Here is a 15,369-nt window from a genome sequence, read left to right as displayed (position 1 = left end):
GCGGGCCTTTCCGTTCGACTTGCATGTGTTAAGCACGCCGCCAGCGTTCGTCCTGAGCCAGGATCAAACTCTCCATGAAAAAACACTGAAACACAAAAGGTTTCAACACAATCTCAGCCAGAGAGACAAAGACCTGACCAAACAAAAACTAGCAACACCCACCCCACAGGGCAGATGCCACAAAAACAAAAATCATCCATATCCACAAAACATGGACACACGATGCCAAAATAATGGCATCAGACAATATGTCACACACTATCGAGTTCTCAACGAACACACACCCACCAGCACCACCCCACAAAGAGGCGTTCACCAGCAGACTTTACGTTCTGATTGGAATAGTTGGCCGTCCCCGGCGCAACTCTTCCAGCCTACCAGAGTCAATCCCCAGTCCGCAAACTCACGTTTCCGAACCACCAGAACAAACTCCAGCCACCCACCAACAGCAACCCGGCGCACACAGCAACCCGGCCGAACAATCAAGGGGCGGTCAACATCAACCCGGTTTCCCTTCCCCATCCCCCGCCGGTAAACCAAGCGGACTGTCCGGGGCGGCGCCGTGGCGCGCTGACTCGAAGAAAACTACGCACACCGCTGACAGAACGCAAATCGCCTGGTCAAGACGCCGACGCCGAGGACATGGGGTACGAACGCATCGCAGGCATGCCGTGCAGGCAGATCTGTATTGCGCCCATCAGCGGTAGCACCATCACCCGAGTCTGCGTAAGTTCTGCCGCAGGCCAACTCGCCCCAATAGGCTCGCGTCATGACGTCAGTACCAGCCCTCCCCGGTTCGCCGGCGGAACTGGCGACCGCGCTGGACTCCACCGGCTATCTCGCCGACGACGGGCTGGCCATGGCCGCGTTCCTTGCCCTACGGATGGGCCGGCCGCTGTTCTGCGAGGGTGAGCCCGGCACCGGCAAGACGTCTCTCGCGGTCGGGCTGGCGCAGGCACTGGGTCTGCCGTTGATCCGCTTGCAATGCCACGAAGGCATCGACGCCTCGCAGGCGCTCTACGACTGGGATTTCCCACGCCAACTGCTGCACCTGCGGACTCTCGAGGCGGCGAGCGTCGGTCCGCTCGATGCGGATGCGGCCGAAACGTCGCTCTACACCGATCGATTCCTGCTCAAACGGCCGCTGTTGCAGGCGCTCACCGAGGCACCCTGTGTGCTGCTCATCGACGAGATCGACCGCGCCGACGACGAGTTCGAGGCATTCCTACTGCAGTTGCTGGACGAGAATGCGGTCACCATCCCCGAGCTCGGGCACGTGCAGGCGGCGACCCCGCCGCTGGCGATCCTCACCTCCAACCGCACCCGCGAGGTTCACGACGCACTCAAACGCCGCTGCCTCTACCACTGGCTCGAACACCCCTCACTGGCCCGCGAGATCGCCATCCTGACGCGCCGTGTGCCCGGCATCGGCGACGCCCTGGCCGCGCAGGTTGCCGGGGCGGTCCAGGAACTGCGCACGCTGGAACTGCTCAAACCACCGGGTGTCGCCGAAACGCTGGACTGGGCTCGAGCGTTGGCCGAACTCGACCGCGACGTGCTCGACGCCGAGGTCGCCGCCGCCACCCTGGGGGCAGTGCTGAAGTATCGCGAGGACGTCGACCGTGTCCTGCGCACCGGGCTGGACCGACTGTTGGCATGAGCGACGAGTTGGTGGGCATCGCAGGTTTCGCGCGAAGCCTGACCCTCGCCGGGCTGCCGGTCGCGACCGATTCGGTGGAACAGTTCGTCTCCGCAGTACGCGAGATCGACATCGCCGACGCTCAGCAGGTGTACTGGGCGGGACGCGCCACCCTGTGCCGCGATCCCGATGACCATCCCCGTTTCGATCTGGCCTTCGACGCCTGGTTCGGCGACCGGATGCCGCGGGCGGCCCGCCACCCCAACAAATCCCGACAGTCCCGGATGGCGGCGCTGCGCACCACCGGCGAACAGCAGACCAGTGAGTCCGGTCCACACCTCGCGGTGGCCGCCGACGACACCGAGGTGCTGCGGCACCGGGACATCGCGACACTGTCGGCGGCCGAACGCGCACACCTCGCCGAGCTCATCGCCACGCTGAAGCCGGTGCCGCCGCGTCGTCCGGCACTGCGGCGCGCCCCGGCTCGGCGTGGGGAGATCGACCGGCGACAAACCGTGCGCGACATGCTCGCCGCGGGCGGCGAACCGGTGCGGCCGCGTCGGCACCGACGAGCAACCCGACCACGACGGGTGGTGCTGCTGCTCGACGTTTCCGGGTCGATGAGCCCGTACGCGGATGCGTTGCTGCGGTTCGCACATGTCGTGACCCGGGCTGCTCCGTCGGACACGGAGGTGTTCTCGCTCGGCACCCGGTTGACCCGGCTGTCGCGGGCATTGCGCGCCGCCGACCCCGACCAGGCGCTGTCGGCGGCGGGTCGAACGGTGCCGGACTGGGCCGGCGGCACCCGGCTCGGCGAGACCCTGCAGGCGTTTCTGGACCGGTGGGGTCGTCGTGGGGCGGCGCGCGGAGCGGTGGTGGTGATCTTCTCCGACGGGTGGGAGCGGGGCGATCCGACGTTGTTGGCAGCGCAGATGGCGCAGTTGCGCCGTCTCGCCCGAGCGGTGTTCTGGGTCAACCCGCACGCGGGCGCGGAGGGCTACCAGCCGATCCAGGGCGGCATCGCGGCGGCACTGCCCCACGTCGACCACCTGTTCGCCGGGCACTCCTTGGCCACCTTGGAGGCATTGCTCGCGGCCGTCCGCGACGCCTGACGCAGTCCACGAAACCGTCGTCGTCGCCACGTGATCCACGATTCCGGACATCTGGAGAGCACCGACGAGGCACAGTGGTCGGTAGGGCTTCGCCAAGCCCTCAGCCCACCTTTGGCGAACGCACTGGAGGCCAACATGCGTGTAGCAATCACCGTCGACGGGACGACCTACGAGGACGAGGTGGAGCCACGCACCTTACTCGTACACCACCTACGAAATCAGCTGGGCAAGGTCGGCACCGTGATCGGTTGCGACACAAGCAATTGCGGCGCCTGTACAGTGCTGCTGAACGGCCACAGCGTCAAGTCATGCTCGGTGCTCGCCGTGCAGGCCGACGGCGCCGACGTGACCACCGTCGAAGGTCTCAAGGCCCCTGACGGTGCACTGCATCCCGTCCAGGAGGCCTTCCGCGACAATCACGGACTCCAGTGCGGCTACTGCACTCCCGGCATGATCATGTCGACGATCGACCTCCTCGCCGAGAATCCCAGCCCCGATGAGCACGACGTCCGCGAGGGCCTCGAAGGCAACCTGTGCCGCTGCACCGGCTACCAGAACATCGTCGCCGCGGCGCTCGACGCGGCGCAACGGTTGAAGGCCGACGCATCGCCCCGGGTGGAACGCACCGGGTCGACCACGACCACCGCCGCGATGCAGGAGACGGGAGGCGCACGATGACCACCACCGTCGAGCCGGGCGCCGCCGAACACGAAGTCGGCAAGGCGCGGGTCCGCAAAGAGGATGAGCACCTGATCACCGGGCGCACCCGGTGGACCGACAACATCGTGCTGCCCGGCATGCTGCACATCGCGATCCTGCGCAGCCCCGTCGCACACGCGCGGATCACGAACATCGACGTCGAGGCGGCCAAGTCGATGCCCGGTGTCGTCGCCGTGTACACCGGCGCCGACTTCGCCGACGAGCAAGGCAATCTGCCGAACGCGATGCAGATCACCCCCGACATGCTGGTCCCGCCGGCCCCGTCCATCGCGGTGGACGCGGTCAAGTTCGCGGGTGAGGCGGTGGCGATCGTCGTGGCCCGCGACTCCTACGCCGCCCACGATGCGTTGGAGAACATCGACATCGACTACGACGACCTGCCGGTGGTGCTCGACCTCGCGGCCGCCGCGAGCGACGGCGCCGACCTGGTGTATCCCGACCTGGGTACCAATGTGCAAGCGGTGTGGGTGTTCGACTCCGCCGAAGCAGGCACCGGCGAGAACGTCGAGGACGCGATCCGCGACGCCGAGGTCGTCGTCGAACGCACCCTGCGCCAGCAGCGCCTGATCCCGGCGTTCATGGAGCCGCGGTCGGTGGTCGTCGACCCCACCGCATCGCAGATCACCATGTGGTCGGCCACCCAGGTCCCGCACATCTTGCGGCTCATGCTGGCGATGACGCTCGGCGTCCCGGAGCACAAGATCCGGGTCATCGCTCCCGATGTCGGCGGCGGCTTCGGCGGCAAGCTGCAGGTCTGTCCCGAAGAGGTGCTCGCGCTGCTGATCGCCCAGCGACTCGGCAAGCCGGTCAAGTACACCGAGTCACGCAGCGAATCGATGCAGGCTGCCCACCACGGCCGCGACCAGATCCAGAAGCTCACCCTGTCCGCACGCCGCGACGGCACGGTCACCGGCATGAAGGTCGAGTTGCTCGCCGATATGGGCGCCTGCCTGCGGGTGTTCACCGCTGCGGTGCCGGTCCTCGGCGCCTTCATGTTCAACAGCATCTACAAGTTCCCCGCCTATCACTTCTCCTGTACGAACGTGCTCACCAACAAGGTGCCCACCGACGCGTATCGGGGTGCCGGGCGTCCCGAGGCGACCTTCGCGATCGAGCGGATGATGGACGAACTCGCGACCGAGCTCGGGATGGATCCGCTCGAACTGCGGGAGAAGAACTGGATCAAACACGAGGAGTTCCCGTTCACGACGGTCGCCGGCATGACCTACGACTCGGGTAACTACGAGGCGGCGACGGCCAAGGCGACGGAGTTGTTCGACTACGACGGACTGCGCCGGGAACAGGCGGAGCGTCGGGAGCGCGGCGACACCGTGCAACTCGGGATCGGGGTGTCCACGTTCACCGAGATGTGCGGCCTCGCGCCGTCGCGCATCCTGGGTGAACTGGGCGGCGGTTCCGGCGGCTGGGAGCATGCGGCGATCCGGATGTTGCCGACCGGCAAGGTCGAGGTGGTGACCGGCAGTTCGGCACATGGCCAGGGCCACGAGACCGCCTGGAGTCAGATCGTCGCCGACCGGCTCGGCGTGCCCTTCGAGGATGTCGAGGTGCTCCACGGTGACACCCAGACGTCACCGCGCGGCCTGGACACCTACGGTTCTCGTTCGCTGGCGGTCGGCGGGATGGCCGTCGTCAAGGCTGCCGAAAAGGTTGTCGACAAGGCACGTCCGATCGCCGCCCACCTGATGGAGGCATCGGAGGACGACCTCGAGTTCACCGAGGGCAAGTTCACCGTCAAGGGCACCGAGAAGGCCATCGGCATCACCGACGTCGCACTGGCCGTGTTCGCCGCGCACAACATGCCTGACGGCGTGGAGCCGAACCTCGATTCCGAGGCGACCTACGACCCGGAGAACTTCTCGTTCCCGCACGGCACGCACCTGTGCGCCGCCGAGGTGGACACCGAGACCGGGTTCGTGAAGATCCGCAAGTACGTGTGTGTCGACGACATCGGCAAGGTCGTGAACCCGTTGATCGTGGAGGGTCAAGTGCACGGCGGCCTCGCGCAGGGCATCGCGCAGGCGCTCTACGAGGACGCCATCTACGACGAATCCGGGACGCTGTTGTCCGGGTCGTTCGCCGAATACCTGGTGCCGGGGTCACCCGATCTACCGCACTTCATCACCGACCGCACGGAGACGCCGGCCACCGGAAATGCGCTCGGCGTCAAGGGAGTTGGCGAGGCCGGGACCATCGCGTCCACCCCGGCGGTGGTCAATTCGGTCCTCGACGCGGTGCGCCACTTCGGCGTCGTCGACATCGAGATGCCCTGCAGTCCCATGCGGGTCTGGAAAGCCATCCAGACCGCCCAGACCACACAGGGAGGTGCGCAATGATTCCGTCCAAGTTCGACTATCTCGCCCCGACCACTGTCGACGAGGCCGTCGCCGCGCTGGCCGAGGCCGGCGAGGACGCCAAGGTGATCGCCGGTGGGCAGAGCCTGATGCCGGTGTTGCGGCTACGGCTGAACTCCCCGAGCGCGCTCGTCGACCTCGGGAAGGTCGCGGAATTACGTGGGGTGCGGGAGGAGGGCGACTCGATCGTTGTCGGGGCGATGACCACGCACCACAACGTGATGACCGATCGCCTTGTCTCCCGGCATGCTGCGCTGCTCGGCGACGCCGAGCAGACCGTCGCGGACCCGCAGATCCGCCACCGCGGCACGTTCGGCGGGTCGCTCGCCCATGCCGACCCGGCCGGCGATCTGAGTTCCGTCGTCGTCGCGCTGGACGCCACGATGACCGTCGTGGGACCGGGCGGACAACGCGAGGTGGCCGCCGAGGACTTCTTCACCGACATCTTCAGCACCGCACTCGAACCCGACGAGATCCTGGCCTCGGTACGCATTCCGAAGCACACCGGATGGGCGGCGCACTACGAGAAGTTCCATCGTGTCTCGCAGAGCTGGTCGATCATCGCCGTCGCGGCGACCCTCGACGTCGACGACGGGGGCACGATCCGCGACGCCGCCGTCGGGCTGACCAACATGGGTGCGGTACCGATACGCGCGCGCACAGTGGAACAGGCGCTCATCGGACAGCCCGCAGACACCGATGTCATTCGTGCGGCAGCCGACCACGCCGCCGACGGCACCAGCCCGATGAGTGATCCGAACGCCGACTCCGAGTACCGAACCCATCTGGCGAAGGTCCTCACCCGGCGCGCGGTCGTGGCGGCGGTAGGCGCCTGACGATGGAACTGAAACACAGCTTTTCGGTGAACGCACCGATCGCGACCGTCTGGCAGGCCCTCATCGATCCGGAGCGCGTTGTGGGCTGCATGCCCGGAGCGACCCTCACCGAGGTCGACGGCGACAAGTTCACCGGGCAGATCAAGGTGAAGATCGGCCCGGTTGCCCTGGTGTACAAGGGCGTCGGCACCTTCATCGAGAAGGACGAGGGCGCGCACCGCGCGGTGATCGAGGGCAATGCCAAGGAGTCTCGGGGACAGGGCACGGCGAAGGCCACCGTGACCATGACGCTGACCGAGGAGGGGGACACCACCACCGGCACCGTCGTGACCGATCTGGCGATCACCGGCAAGCCCGCCCAGTTCGGTCGCGGCATGCTGTCCGATGTGGGCGGCAAGATCATCGATCAGTTCGCAGCGTGCCTGTCGAAGAAGCTGGGCGAACCATCGCCGGCACCAGAGCCCGAACCGGAGCCCGCCGCTGCTGCCCAGTCGCCCACAGCAGTGCAGACGGCACCGGACGCCGCGACGTCGCCACCGCCCGAAGCGTCGAAACCTCGTGCGGTCGCGCAGCCGGCAGAGGAGGCGGAGCCGCTCGACCTGATGGCCTACGCCGGCGGTTCGGTCGCCAAACGCGCCGCGCCGATCGTCGGGGCGCTGGTGCTCAGCCTGCTGGTGTTCGTGTTGGTGCGCCGATTACGTCGCTGACCGAGAGCGTTGTGGCGCCGCTTCCCTCCGTACTCCCCGTGTGCCGATGACCCCTGCGCAACTACGCGCGTTCGTCGCGATCGTCCGGACCGGCACGGTCAAGCAAGCCGCGGCCGAGCTCGAACTGACCGAGCAGGCGGTGTCGATGCATGTGGCGGCGCTGCGCAAGAGTCTCGGCGACCAGCTGTTCACGCGGACCCACTCGGGTCTCGCCTTCACCCCGGGCGGACTGCGACTGGCCGCACGTGCGGTGGAAATCCTTGGGCTGCAGGATCAGACCGTCAGTGAGGTGGGGGCCGCGGCCGGGGGACGACGAACGATCCGGCTTGCGTCGTCGAGCCTGTTCGCCGAACATGCCGCCAGCGGACTGATCGACCTGTTCACCAAACGGGCGAACGATCTGGAGGTCGAACTGAGCGTGCAATCCCCGGACCAATTCGCTTCCCTGCTCGCCTCCCGAGCGGTGGATGTAGCGATCGGGCCGGTTCCGCGCGACGGGCAGTTGGCCGACAGCGGACACCTCCACAATGCCAAGGAATTCCTCTCCTTCGACCTGGAGGTCTTGGCGGCACCCACGCATCCGTTCGCCCAGCGACGGGCCAGCCCGGAGGAATTGGCCCGGGCGACATGGAATCTCGGCCCGTCCGCGGCCGGCGCACACGATGCGATCCCGGCGATGATCACGCAACTCGGTGTGCCCGACGACCGGCAACGCATCTTCCAAAGTGACGCCGCGGCCTGGGAGGAGACCCGACGCGGCACCGGACTCACCCTCGCCCCGACGTTCGCGGTGCGTTCGGAACTGCAGGCCGGTCATCTCACTCGCGTGTCCGGCCCGAACAACCACCGCCGCAACACCTGGTGCGCGATGACCCTGGCCCACGATCCCACGCGCACGGCCAGTGAACTCATGCGGTTCATCGGCACACCGAAAGCGGTGCAGGCGATGCTCCGGGGCTCCGGTGTCCCGGTGAAGAACTTCCGTCCAGCGGTCTACGTCACGCTGTGGAATTGATTGCCGACGGACGAGCAGCGCTGCGCCGGGCATCGACGATGGCGGTGATCAAGTCCGCCATGTCGTCGACGGTGGCCGCGGGGAGCAGCCGATCGCAATACGGGAGTGCCGCGGCCATCCCACCGACCAACGGCAGGTAGCCGGGCGCCCCGGCGCGCGGATTGAGCCAGATCACGGTGAACGCCCGACGCGCGATACGTGCCATCACGCGATCCATCTCGTCTGGGTCATCGGAATCCCAACCGTCAGAGGCGATCACGCAGATCGATCCGCGCACGACCGATGCGTGGTGTGAACGCAACAACGCGTCCAGGCTCGCCGCGATGCGGGTGCCGCCGAATCGATCCACCACCTTCTCGCTCGCCACCTCGACAGCGTCGTCGACCGACGACCGCGCCAGGATGGGTGTCATCCGAGTGAGTCGGGTCGCGAAAGCGAACGTCTCACCGTAGCCGCGTCGCGAGAGCGCCCGCATCACATGCAGGTAGACGCTGGTGTACGCCTGCATCGATTGGGAGACATCGCACATCATCACGATGCGTCGTCGACGCCGGGTCGGGCCGCGGTAGGCCACGTCGGCGATCTCCCATCCGGTATGGCGGCTCCGCACCAGGGTGTGCCGCAGGTCGATCCGCCGCCCGCCGCCGACCACCCGTTCTCGTCGGCTACGCCGCCGCGGCCACACCTCGATGGACACGTCGAGCCAGTCCTCGACACGCTTGAGCTGTTCAGAGTCCAACTGGTCGAACGGAATCCGTGCGATCGATTCGATCGCACTCGGGCGCGGAATCCACACCGGTACGCCGTCGGCGTCGTCGGCGGAGTCCTCGGTAACCGTCATCCGCGGCAGTGTGGCCCAGGGCAGTGCTTCGGTATCGCCGTCGGCATGCGGTGCGGGAACCGCCATCGACTGCTCTCCCGGTGCCACCGACGATGATCCGCGCAGGGCAACCGGATCCAGCGAGAACACGGCATCACCGAACACCGCAGCGAAGACCGCGTCGAATAAGTCGAGATCAGAGTGCCTGCGCACCAGAGTGATTCGGGCGATCCAGTAGAGTTCGCGGCGATCGGCGAGCGCGCCACGCGGGGCCGCGGCGAGTGCCCGGCCGAAGACGACGGCGTCGGCCTGTCCGACCGGGATGCCCGCGGAGCGGAGGCGATCGGCGAGTCCGGCGGCAAACGCGGCGCGGTCGACGTGGGCCAGGATCGGCCCGCCGGTCACGTGCTCACCGGTCACGTGCTCACCGGTCACGGTAGGGCTCCCCGGTCGAGTGCGTCGACCAGGGCGTCGTGATCGTCGGGTGTCTTGACCAAGGTGCCGAGCGCCGGGCGCACCGTGTCCGGCATCAGTTCGGCGACCCCGAGGGTGATCAGCGCCGACACCCAGTCGATCGCCTCGGCCATCCCCGGCGGCTTGTCGAGGTCGAGTTCGCGGACTCGGCCGACGAAGACCGAGGCATCGGCGATGAGGCTGCCGGGCGCGCCCGGCACGGTGCGGCGGAGCACCGCCGCGACCTGGGCGGCACCGGGATAGGCGATCCAGTGGTAGAGGCATCGGCGTCGTAGTGCGTCGTGCAGTTCCCGACTTCTGTTGGAGGTCAGGACGACGATCGGACGGCGTTGCGCGCGAATGGTGCCGAGTTCCGGGATCGACACCGCCCCCTCGCCCAGGAACTCGAACAGCAATGCCTCGAATTCGTCATCGGCACGGTCGATTTCGTCGATGAGCAGGACGGGTGGCAGTGCACCGGAATACCGGATCGCTGCGAGCAGCGGTCGTTCGGACAAGTATTCCGGAGCGTAGAGGTCGGCGTCGGAGATCGACTGTTCACGGGCCTCGGACAGTCGGATTGCCAGGAGTTGGCGTTGGTAGTTCCATTCGTAGAGGGCATCGTGCGCGGACAGGCCTTCGTAGCATTGCAGGCGGATCAGGTCGGTGCCGAGGGCCGCGGCCAGCGACGTGGCCGCTGACGTCTTGCCCACGCCCGGTTCACCTTCCAGCAACAGCGGCATCTGCAACGAGGTCGCCAGGAAGATCGCGGTCGCCAAACCCTCGTCGGCCAGGTAGTCGACCGTGTCGAGTCGTTCGGTGACCTGCGTGGGTGACTTGAACAGCGGGTTGTCGATCCTCCTCGTCATCGAGTGGCCTGGAGACCGGCGCGGTCGAGGTAGGTGTCGCGGCAGCCGAGGCAGCAGAACCAGTGCGAACCGGATTCGTCGGTGGTCGTGGGGGTTTCGTCGGTCACCACCACCGTCATGCCGCAGATCGGATCGATCTCGCGCCGTCCGGCGGGCGCCGAATCGGACACCGTCGATACGGACGTCCGGATACCGTCACGTCGAATCGCCGACACCACCTGCGCGAGGATCGAGAGTGCGACTTCGGCGGCGGTGACGGCACCGATGTCGATGCCCGCCGGCGTGTGGATCGAATCGCGTTGTGAGGCCGTCAGTTCCATGGTGGCCAGCACCGCGGCGCCGCGTCGGCGGCTCGCCACCAAACCGATGTACGGGACAGCACGGTCGAGGGCTGCGCGGATCAACCCGGCTTCATCACCGCCGTGTGTGGCGATCACCGAGGCGACCGCGCCGTCGGGTTCAGCGCCGAGTAGTCCTGCCTCTTCTGCGGATTGCTGTTGTGTGACAGCAAATCCCAGTAGTTTCGCCTGTGCGACGACGGCCACCGCGATGGGGGTGTCCCCGGCGACGTGGACGATCGGTGCGGGCAGGACCGGCTCGATGAACAGTTCCAGCGCCCCGCCCGACATACACGGGTTGACCACCACCCGAGCACACGCCGTCTCCGGGAACGTGTCGGCCTCGGCGGGCAGGATGCGGAGCAGGAGGTCCTCGCCGTCGGCGATCGCGTCGACCGCGGCCACCCGCACCGATTCCGCTGCGCATTGCCCGCCGACGAAGCCATGCATCCGTCCGTCTGCAGTCACCAGGGCCAGGTCCCCGGCATGCGCGGAAGTGGGTGGCTGCGCGCGCACCACGGTCACCCGGGCGAACGCCGTCCGGTGTGCCGTGAGTTGTGCGGCGAGTTCGGTCAGCGCCGCATGGTCCTCGGATGACATGACCTGCTCCTGTTCGTCTCCTTGTGGTCGTAGACCTCAGATCGGCGGACGTGCCCGACCCTGCATCGCCTCCCATACCCGCGACGGGGTCAACGGCATGTCGGCGTGCCGAACACCGAAGGGCTCCAATGCATTGATGACCGCGTTCACCACGGCGGGTGGCGAACCCACCGTCGCCGATTCGCCGACTCCCTTGGCGCCGATCGGATGATGTGGGGACGGCGTGACGGTGAATCCCGTTTCCCAGTGCGGGACTTCGAGGGCCGTTGGGATCAGGTAGTCCATGAAGGATCCGTTGAGGCAGTTGCCGGATTCATCGAACGAGACGATCTCCATCAGCGCCATGCCGACGCCGTCGGTGAGTCCGCCGTGCACCTGACCTTCGATGATCATCGGGTTGATGCGCGTGCCGCAGTCGTCGACCGCCACGAATCGTCGGACCTTGACCACCGCCGTCTGCGGGTCGATGTCGACGACGCAGATGTAGGCACCGAACGGATAGGTGAGGTTGGCGGGGTTGTAGACCACCGACGCATCCAGACCGCCCTCGACGCCCGGCGGCAGATCACCCGCGCCGTGTGCGGCCATCGCGATCTCCGCGATCGTCACCGACTTGCCGGGGTCGCCCTTGACCGCGAAAGACCCTTTCTCCCAGTCCAGATCCGCGACCGACACCTCCAGCATGCCGGAGGCGATGAGCTTCGCCTTGTCCCGGATACGGCGGGCCGCGACGGCTGCGGCCGCGCCCGACACCGGCGTGGAGCGACTGCCGTAGGTACCCAGCCCGAACGGGGTGTTGTCGGTGTCGCCGTGGACGACGTCGATGTCGTCGGGCGGGATGCCGAGCTCTTCGGCGACGATCTGCGCGTAGGTGGTCTCGTGGCCCTGGCCCTGCGACTGCACCGACAGCCGCACCACGGCCTTGCCGGTCGGATGCACCCGGACGTCGCATCCGTCGGCCATGCCGAGGCCGAGGATGTCCATGTCCTTGCGTGGTCCCGCGCCGACCGCCTCGGTGAAGAAGGCCACGCCGATCCCCATCAGCTCACCGCGGGAACGCTTTTCGGCTTGTTCGGCCAGCAGCGCGTCGTAGTCGGCGATGCGCATCGACTCAAGCATCGCCGCGTCGTAGTTGCCGGAGTCGTACACCCAGCCGGTCTTGCTGGTGTAGGGGAACTGGTCGGGTTGGATGAAGTTCTTGCGCCGCAACGCGATCTGATCCATTTTCAGTTCGTAGGCGAGGCAGTTCACCAGCCGTTCCACGAGGTAGACCGCTTCGGTGATCCGGAACGAGCACGCGTAGGCGACCCCGCCGGGTGCCTTGTTGGTGTAGACCGCGGTCATCGAACAGTACGCGGCCTCGAGTTGGTAGCTGCCAGTGAAGACCCCGAAGAATCCGGCCGGGTACTTGACCGGCGCGGCAACACCATTGAACGCGCCATGATCGGCGAGGACATTCGTGCGGATGGCAAGGATGCGGCCGTCGTTGGTGGCGGCGATCTCGCCGCGCATCACGTAGTCGCGGGCGAACCCGGTGCTGGTCAGGTTCTCGGTGCGGTCCTCCATCCATTTGACCGGTTTGCCGGTGACGATCGATCCGACGATCGCGCACACGTAGCCGGGGTAGATCGGCACCTTGTTGCCGAAACCGCCACCGATGTCCGGGGAGATGACGCGGATCTTGTGCTCGGGGATGCCGGCCACGATCGCGTACAGGGTGCGGTGGGCGTGCGGCGCCTGACTGGTCGACCACAGTGTCAGTTTGCCATCCACCCGATCGAAATCGGCTACCGCACCGCAGGTTTCCATCGGTGCCGGATGCACCCTGGGGTAGACGATGTCTTCACTGACCACGACGTCGGCGGTGGCGAACACCGCATCGGTAGCCGCCTTGTCACCGGTTTCCCAGTCGAAGATGTGGTTGTCGGTCTTGCCGTCGAGGTCGTCGCGGATCACCGGCGCCGACTCCGCAAGAGCGGTACGGACGTCCCAGACTGGGTCGAGGATGTCGTAGTCGACGTCGATGAGTTCGAGGGCATCGCGTGCCGCGTAACGGTCTTCGGCTACGACCGCGGCGACCTCCTGCCCCTGGAAGCGGACCTTGTCGGTCGCGAGGACCGCCTGCACGTCGTTGGATAGGGTCGGCATCCAGTCCAGCCCAAGGCCTTTGAGGGTCTCACCGGTGATCACCGCCTTGACCTTCGGCAACGCTTCGGCCGCGGAGGTGTCGATGCCGACGATCCGGGCATGGGCAACCGGCGACCGGAGGATCGCCATGTGCAGCATGCCGGGGAGTTGCACGTCGTCGACGTACCGCCCGAGACCCCGGATGAAACGCGGATCCTCCTTGCGCAGCATCCGTCCGTAGCCGACGGGTTTCTGGTTGTTGTCGACGAGATCCGCTGCCGGGTCGGGGGGTGTGGTGATGGTCATCGTGTTGCTCCTGCTGCGGTGTCCTCGGCAGCGGCCGCCGAGGACTCGGACTCCGCGTCGTGGGCATGTTGGGCAGCCCATTGCACCGAGCGGACGATCGTGGTGTACCCGGTACAGCGGCAGATCTGTCCACTGATCGCCTCGCGGATCTCATCCTCGGTCGGATCGGGATTCTCGTCGAGGAGGGCACGGGTGGTCATGAGCATCCCCGGGGTGCAGAAACCGCATTGCAGCCCATGACATTCCATGAATCCCTGCTGGATGGGGTCGAGGGTGGTGCCCTGCTCGAGTCCTTCGACGGTGAGCACCTCGTGCCCGCCCGCCATGGCCGCGAGGACGGTGCACGACTTCACCGGTTGGCCGTCGAGTTGCACCACGCAGGTGCCGCAGTTGCTGGTGTCGCAGCCCCAGTGGGTTCCGGTGAGCGCGAGATGGTCTCGCAGGAAGTGGACGAGCAACAGGCGTGGCTCGATGTCGCGGGTCACCGTGTCTCCGTTGACGGTCATCGTCACTTGCATCGAATTCTCCTCTGCATCAGGGCTGTTGATGACTCACGCCGGTGTGGTCGCGTCGATACCCAATCGTTGGGCGCTGCGGCGGAGGGTGCGTCGGGTCAGTTCGTCGGCGAGGTGCCGCTTGTAGTCGGCGGTGCCGCGGCCGTCGGTGACCGGATCGCAGGACTCGGCGGCGATCTCCCCTGCACGCACCCACGCGGTCTCGGTTGGTTCCTGCCCGCGGAGGGCTTCCGAGATCGCCGGAATACCCGTGGTGTTGGCGCCGACAGCGGCCAATCCGACTCGGGCATCGTCGATCACGCCGTCGGACAGCCACAGCGCCGCGCCTGCGGCGACCACCGCCCAGTCGCCCGCGCGCCGTTCCACCTTCTCGTATGCGCTGCTGCCGCCGGGCCGGACCGGGATGCGCACCTCGATCAACATCTCGTTCTGTGCCACCGCCGTCTCGTACGGACCGCGATGGAACTCGGCCATGGTGATCACCCGCTCACCGTCGGCGCCACGGATGACGCAACTCGCGTTCAACGTGGTGCACACGCTCGACAGATCCTCCGACGGATCGGCCTGACACAGCGACCCGCCGAGCGTTCCCCGGTTGCGCACAACAGGATCGGCGATCACCTTCTCCGCATCACGGAAGATGGGGAACGCCGAGAACAGCGGTTCGTTGGCGAGCAGTTCGGCGTGCCGGGTGAGTGCGCCGATGCGGACGTCGTCGTCGGTGAAACGGATGTAGCCGAGTTCGTCGTGGAGATCGTTGATGTCGATGAGGTATTCGGGAGTCGCGAGCCGCAGCTTCATCATGGGGAGGAGGCTGTGTCCGCCCGCGATCAGGCGGGCCTCGTCGCCGAGCTGGCCGAGCAGCCGGATCGCGTCGTCGACGCTTGTCGCACGTTCGTATTCGAACGGTGCCGGTACCTGCATGATGTCTCCTCTACTG

13 protein-coding genes and 1 rRNA gene are annotated in these 15,369 nt (G+C 66.7%); 7 read left to right on the top strand and 7 right to left on the bottom strand.

All coding sequences use genetic code 11. From position 1 onward, the window contains the following. Positions 1 to 79: ribosomal RNA gene (locus AAFP30_RS25485) — 16S ribosomal RNA — on the bottom strand; the annotation flags it as partial. Positions 80 to 769: 690 nt separating this feature from the next. Between AAFP30_RS25485 and AAFP30_RS25480 the strand changes: the two genes are divergently transcribed. The 7 genes from AAFP30_RS25480 (at position 770) to AAFP30_RS25450 (ending at position 8,401) form a co-directional block, all read left to right on the top strand. Continuing rightward, entirely contained in the window at positions 770 to 1,660 is an 891-nt protein-coding gene (locus tag AAFP30_RS25480; RefSeq protein WP_419232835.1) for an AAA family ATPase, read from the top strand. After that, a complete protein-coding gene (locus AAFP30_RS25475; protein WP_419232834.1) occupies positions 1,657 to 2,751 on the top strand; it encodes a vWA domain-containing protein in 1,095 nt (364 codons plus the stop codon). Before AAFP30_RS25480 ends, AAFP30_RS25475 begins: the two co-directional genes overlap by 4 nt. Before the next feature lie 135 nt (positions 2,752 to 2,886). Then, complete coding sequence (locus tag AAFP30_RS25470) at positions 2,887 to 3,429, top strand: (2Fe-2S)-binding protein (protein WP_419232833.1); 543 nt, start codon at positions 2,887 to 2,889, stop codon at positions 3,427 to 3,429. Next, positions 3,426 to 5,825 (top strand): xanthine dehydrogenase family protein molybdopterin-binding subunit, encoded by a 2,400-nt coding sequence (locus AAFP30_RS25465; RefSeq protein ID WP_419232832.1) that lies wholly within the window; start codon positions 3,426 to 3,428, stop codon positions 5,823 to 5,825. Before AAFP30_RS25470 ends, AAFP30_RS25465 begins: the two co-directional genes overlap by 4 nt. Continuing rightward, the gene (locus tag AAFP30_RS25460; protein WP_419232831.1) at positions 5,822 to 6,679 is read left to right on the top strand and encodes an FAD binding domain-containing protein; all 858 of its coding nucleotides are present in this window, start codon (positions 5,822 to 5,824) and stop codon (positions 6,677 to 6,679) included. The genes AAFP30_RS25465 and AAFP30_RS25460 overlap by 4 nt, the downstream gene beginning before the upstream one ends. 2 nt (positions 6,680 to 6,681) lie before the next feature. Continuing rightward, entirely contained in the window at positions 6,682 to 7,386 is a 705-nt protein-coding gene (locus tag AAFP30_RS25455) for an SRPBCC family protein (protein ID WP_419232830.1), read from the top strand. 46 nt (positions 7,387 to 7,432) lie between these two features. After that, complete coding sequence (locus AAFP30_RS25450; RefSeq protein WP_419232829.1) at positions 7,433 to 8,401, top strand: LysR family transcriptional regulator; 969 nt, start codon at positions 7,433 to 7,435, stop codon at positions 8,399 to 8,401. Here AAFP30_RS25450 and AAFP30_RS25445 read toward each other — a convergent pair. From AAFP30_RS25445 to AAFP30_RS25420, 6 genes are read right to left on the bottom strand one after another with little or no spacing between them, the layout of a single operon-like run. Beyond that, entirely contained in the window at positions 8,385 to 9,656 is a 1,272-nt protein-coding gene (locus AAFP30_RS25445) for a vWA domain-containing protein (RefSeq protein WP_419232828.1), read from the bottom strand. The two genes, AAFP30_RS25450 and AAFP30_RS25445, sit on opposite strands and share 17 nt — an antisense overlap. Continuing rightward, entirely contained in the window at positions 9,653 to 10,543 is an 891-nt protein-coding gene (locus AAFP30_RS25440) for an AAA family ATPase (protein ID WP_419232827.1), read from the bottom strand. The genes AAFP30_RS25445 and AAFP30_RS25440 overlap by 4 nt, the downstream gene beginning before the upstream one ends. Beyond that, positions 10,540 to 11,481: an XdhC family protein gene (locus tag AAFP30_RS25435; protein WP_419232826.1), complete on the bottom strand. Its 942-nt coding sequence runs from the start codon at positions 11,479 to 11,481 to the stop codon at positions 10,540 to 10,542. Before AAFP30_RS25435 ends, AAFP30_RS25440 begins: the two co-directional genes overlap by 4 nt. Positions 11,482 to 11,517: 36 nt before the next feature. Then, on the bottom strand, positions 11,518 to 13,914 hold the full coding sequence (locus AAFP30_RS25430) for an aerobic carbon-monoxide dehydrogenase large subunit (RefSeq protein ID WP_419232825.1): 2,397 nt from the start codon (positions 13,912 to 13,914) through the stop codon (positions 11,518 to 11,520). Next, entirely contained in the window at positions 13,911 to 14,432 is a 522-nt protein-coding gene (locus tag AAFP30_RS25425; protein WP_419232824.1) for a (2Fe-2S)-binding protein, read from the bottom strand. The genes AAFP30_RS25430 and AAFP30_RS25425 overlap by 4 nt, the downstream gene beginning before the upstream one ends. Before the next feature lie 33 nt (positions 14,433 to 14,465). Then, positions 14,466 to 15,353, bottom strand: a complete 888-nt coding sequence (locus AAFP30_RS25420; RefSeq protein WP_419232823.1) for an FAD binding domain-containing protein — start codon at positions 15,351 to 15,353, stop codon at positions 14,466 to 14,468. Between the last annotated feature and the right edge of the window lie 16 nt (positions 15,354 to 15,369).

The organism is Gordonia sp. CPCC 205515 (assembly GCF_048537925.1).
Classification (GTDB): domain Bacteria; phylum Actinomycetota; class Actinomycetes; order Mycobacteriales; family Mycobacteriaceae; genus Gordonia.
This window is presented reverse-complemented; position numbering and strand designations above follow the sequence as displayed.

What these genes read in the sequence shown, in the direction of transcription:
- AAFP30_RS25435 (WP_419232826.1), bottom strand. Translation starts at nt 11,481, where the DNA reads ATGTCATCCGAGGACCATGCGGCGCTGACCGAACTCGCCGCACAACTC.
- AAFP30_RS25440 (WP_419232827.1), bottom strand. Translation starts at nt 10,543, where the DNA reads ATGACGAGGAGGATCGACAACCCGCTGTTCAAGTCACCCACGCAGGTC.
- AAFP30_RS25425 (WP_419232824.1), bottom strand. Translation starts at nt 14,432, where the DNA reads ATGCAAGTGACGATGACCGTCAACGGAGACACGGTGACCCGCGACATC.
- AAFP30_RS25450 (WP_419232829.1), top strand. Translation starts at nt 7,433, where the DNA reads ATGACCCCTGCGCAACTACGCGCGTTCGTCGCGATCGTCCGGACCGGC.
- AAFP30_RS25470 (WP_419232833.1), top strand. Translation starts at nt 2,887, where the DNA reads ATGCGTGTAGCAATCACCGTCGACGGGACGACCTACGAGGACGAGGTG.
- AAFP30_RS25480 (WP_419232835.1), top strand. Translation starts at nt 770, where the DNA reads ATGACGTCAGTACCAGCCCTCCCCGGTTCGCCGGCGGAACTGGCGACC.
- AAFP30_RS25460 (WP_419232831.1), top strand. Translation starts at nt 5,822, where the DNA reads ATGATTCCGTCCAAGTTCGACTATCTCGCCCCGACCACTGTCGACGAG.
- AAFP30_RS25420 (WP_419232823.1), bottom strand. Translation starts at nt 15,353, where the DNA reads ATGCAGGTACCGGCACCGTTCGAATACGAACGTGCGACAAGCGTCGAC.
- AAFP30_RS25430 (WP_419232825.1), bottom strand. Translation starts at nt 13,914, where the DNA reads ATGACCATCACCACACCCCCCGACCCGGCAGCGGATCTCGTCGACAAC.
- AAFP30_RS25475 (WP_419232834.1), top strand. Translation starts at nt 1,657, where the DNA reads ATGAGCGACGAGTTGGTGGGCATCGCAGGTTTCGCGCGAAGCCTGACC.
- AAFP30_RS25465 (WP_419232832.1), top strand. Translation starts at nt 3,426, where the DNA reads ATGACCACCACCGTCGAGCCGGGCGCCGCCGAACACGAAGTCGGCAAG.
- AAFP30_RS25455 (WP_419232830.1), top strand. Translation starts at nt 6,682, where the DNA reads ATGGAACTGAAACACAGCTTTTCGGTGAACGCACCGATCGCGACCGTC.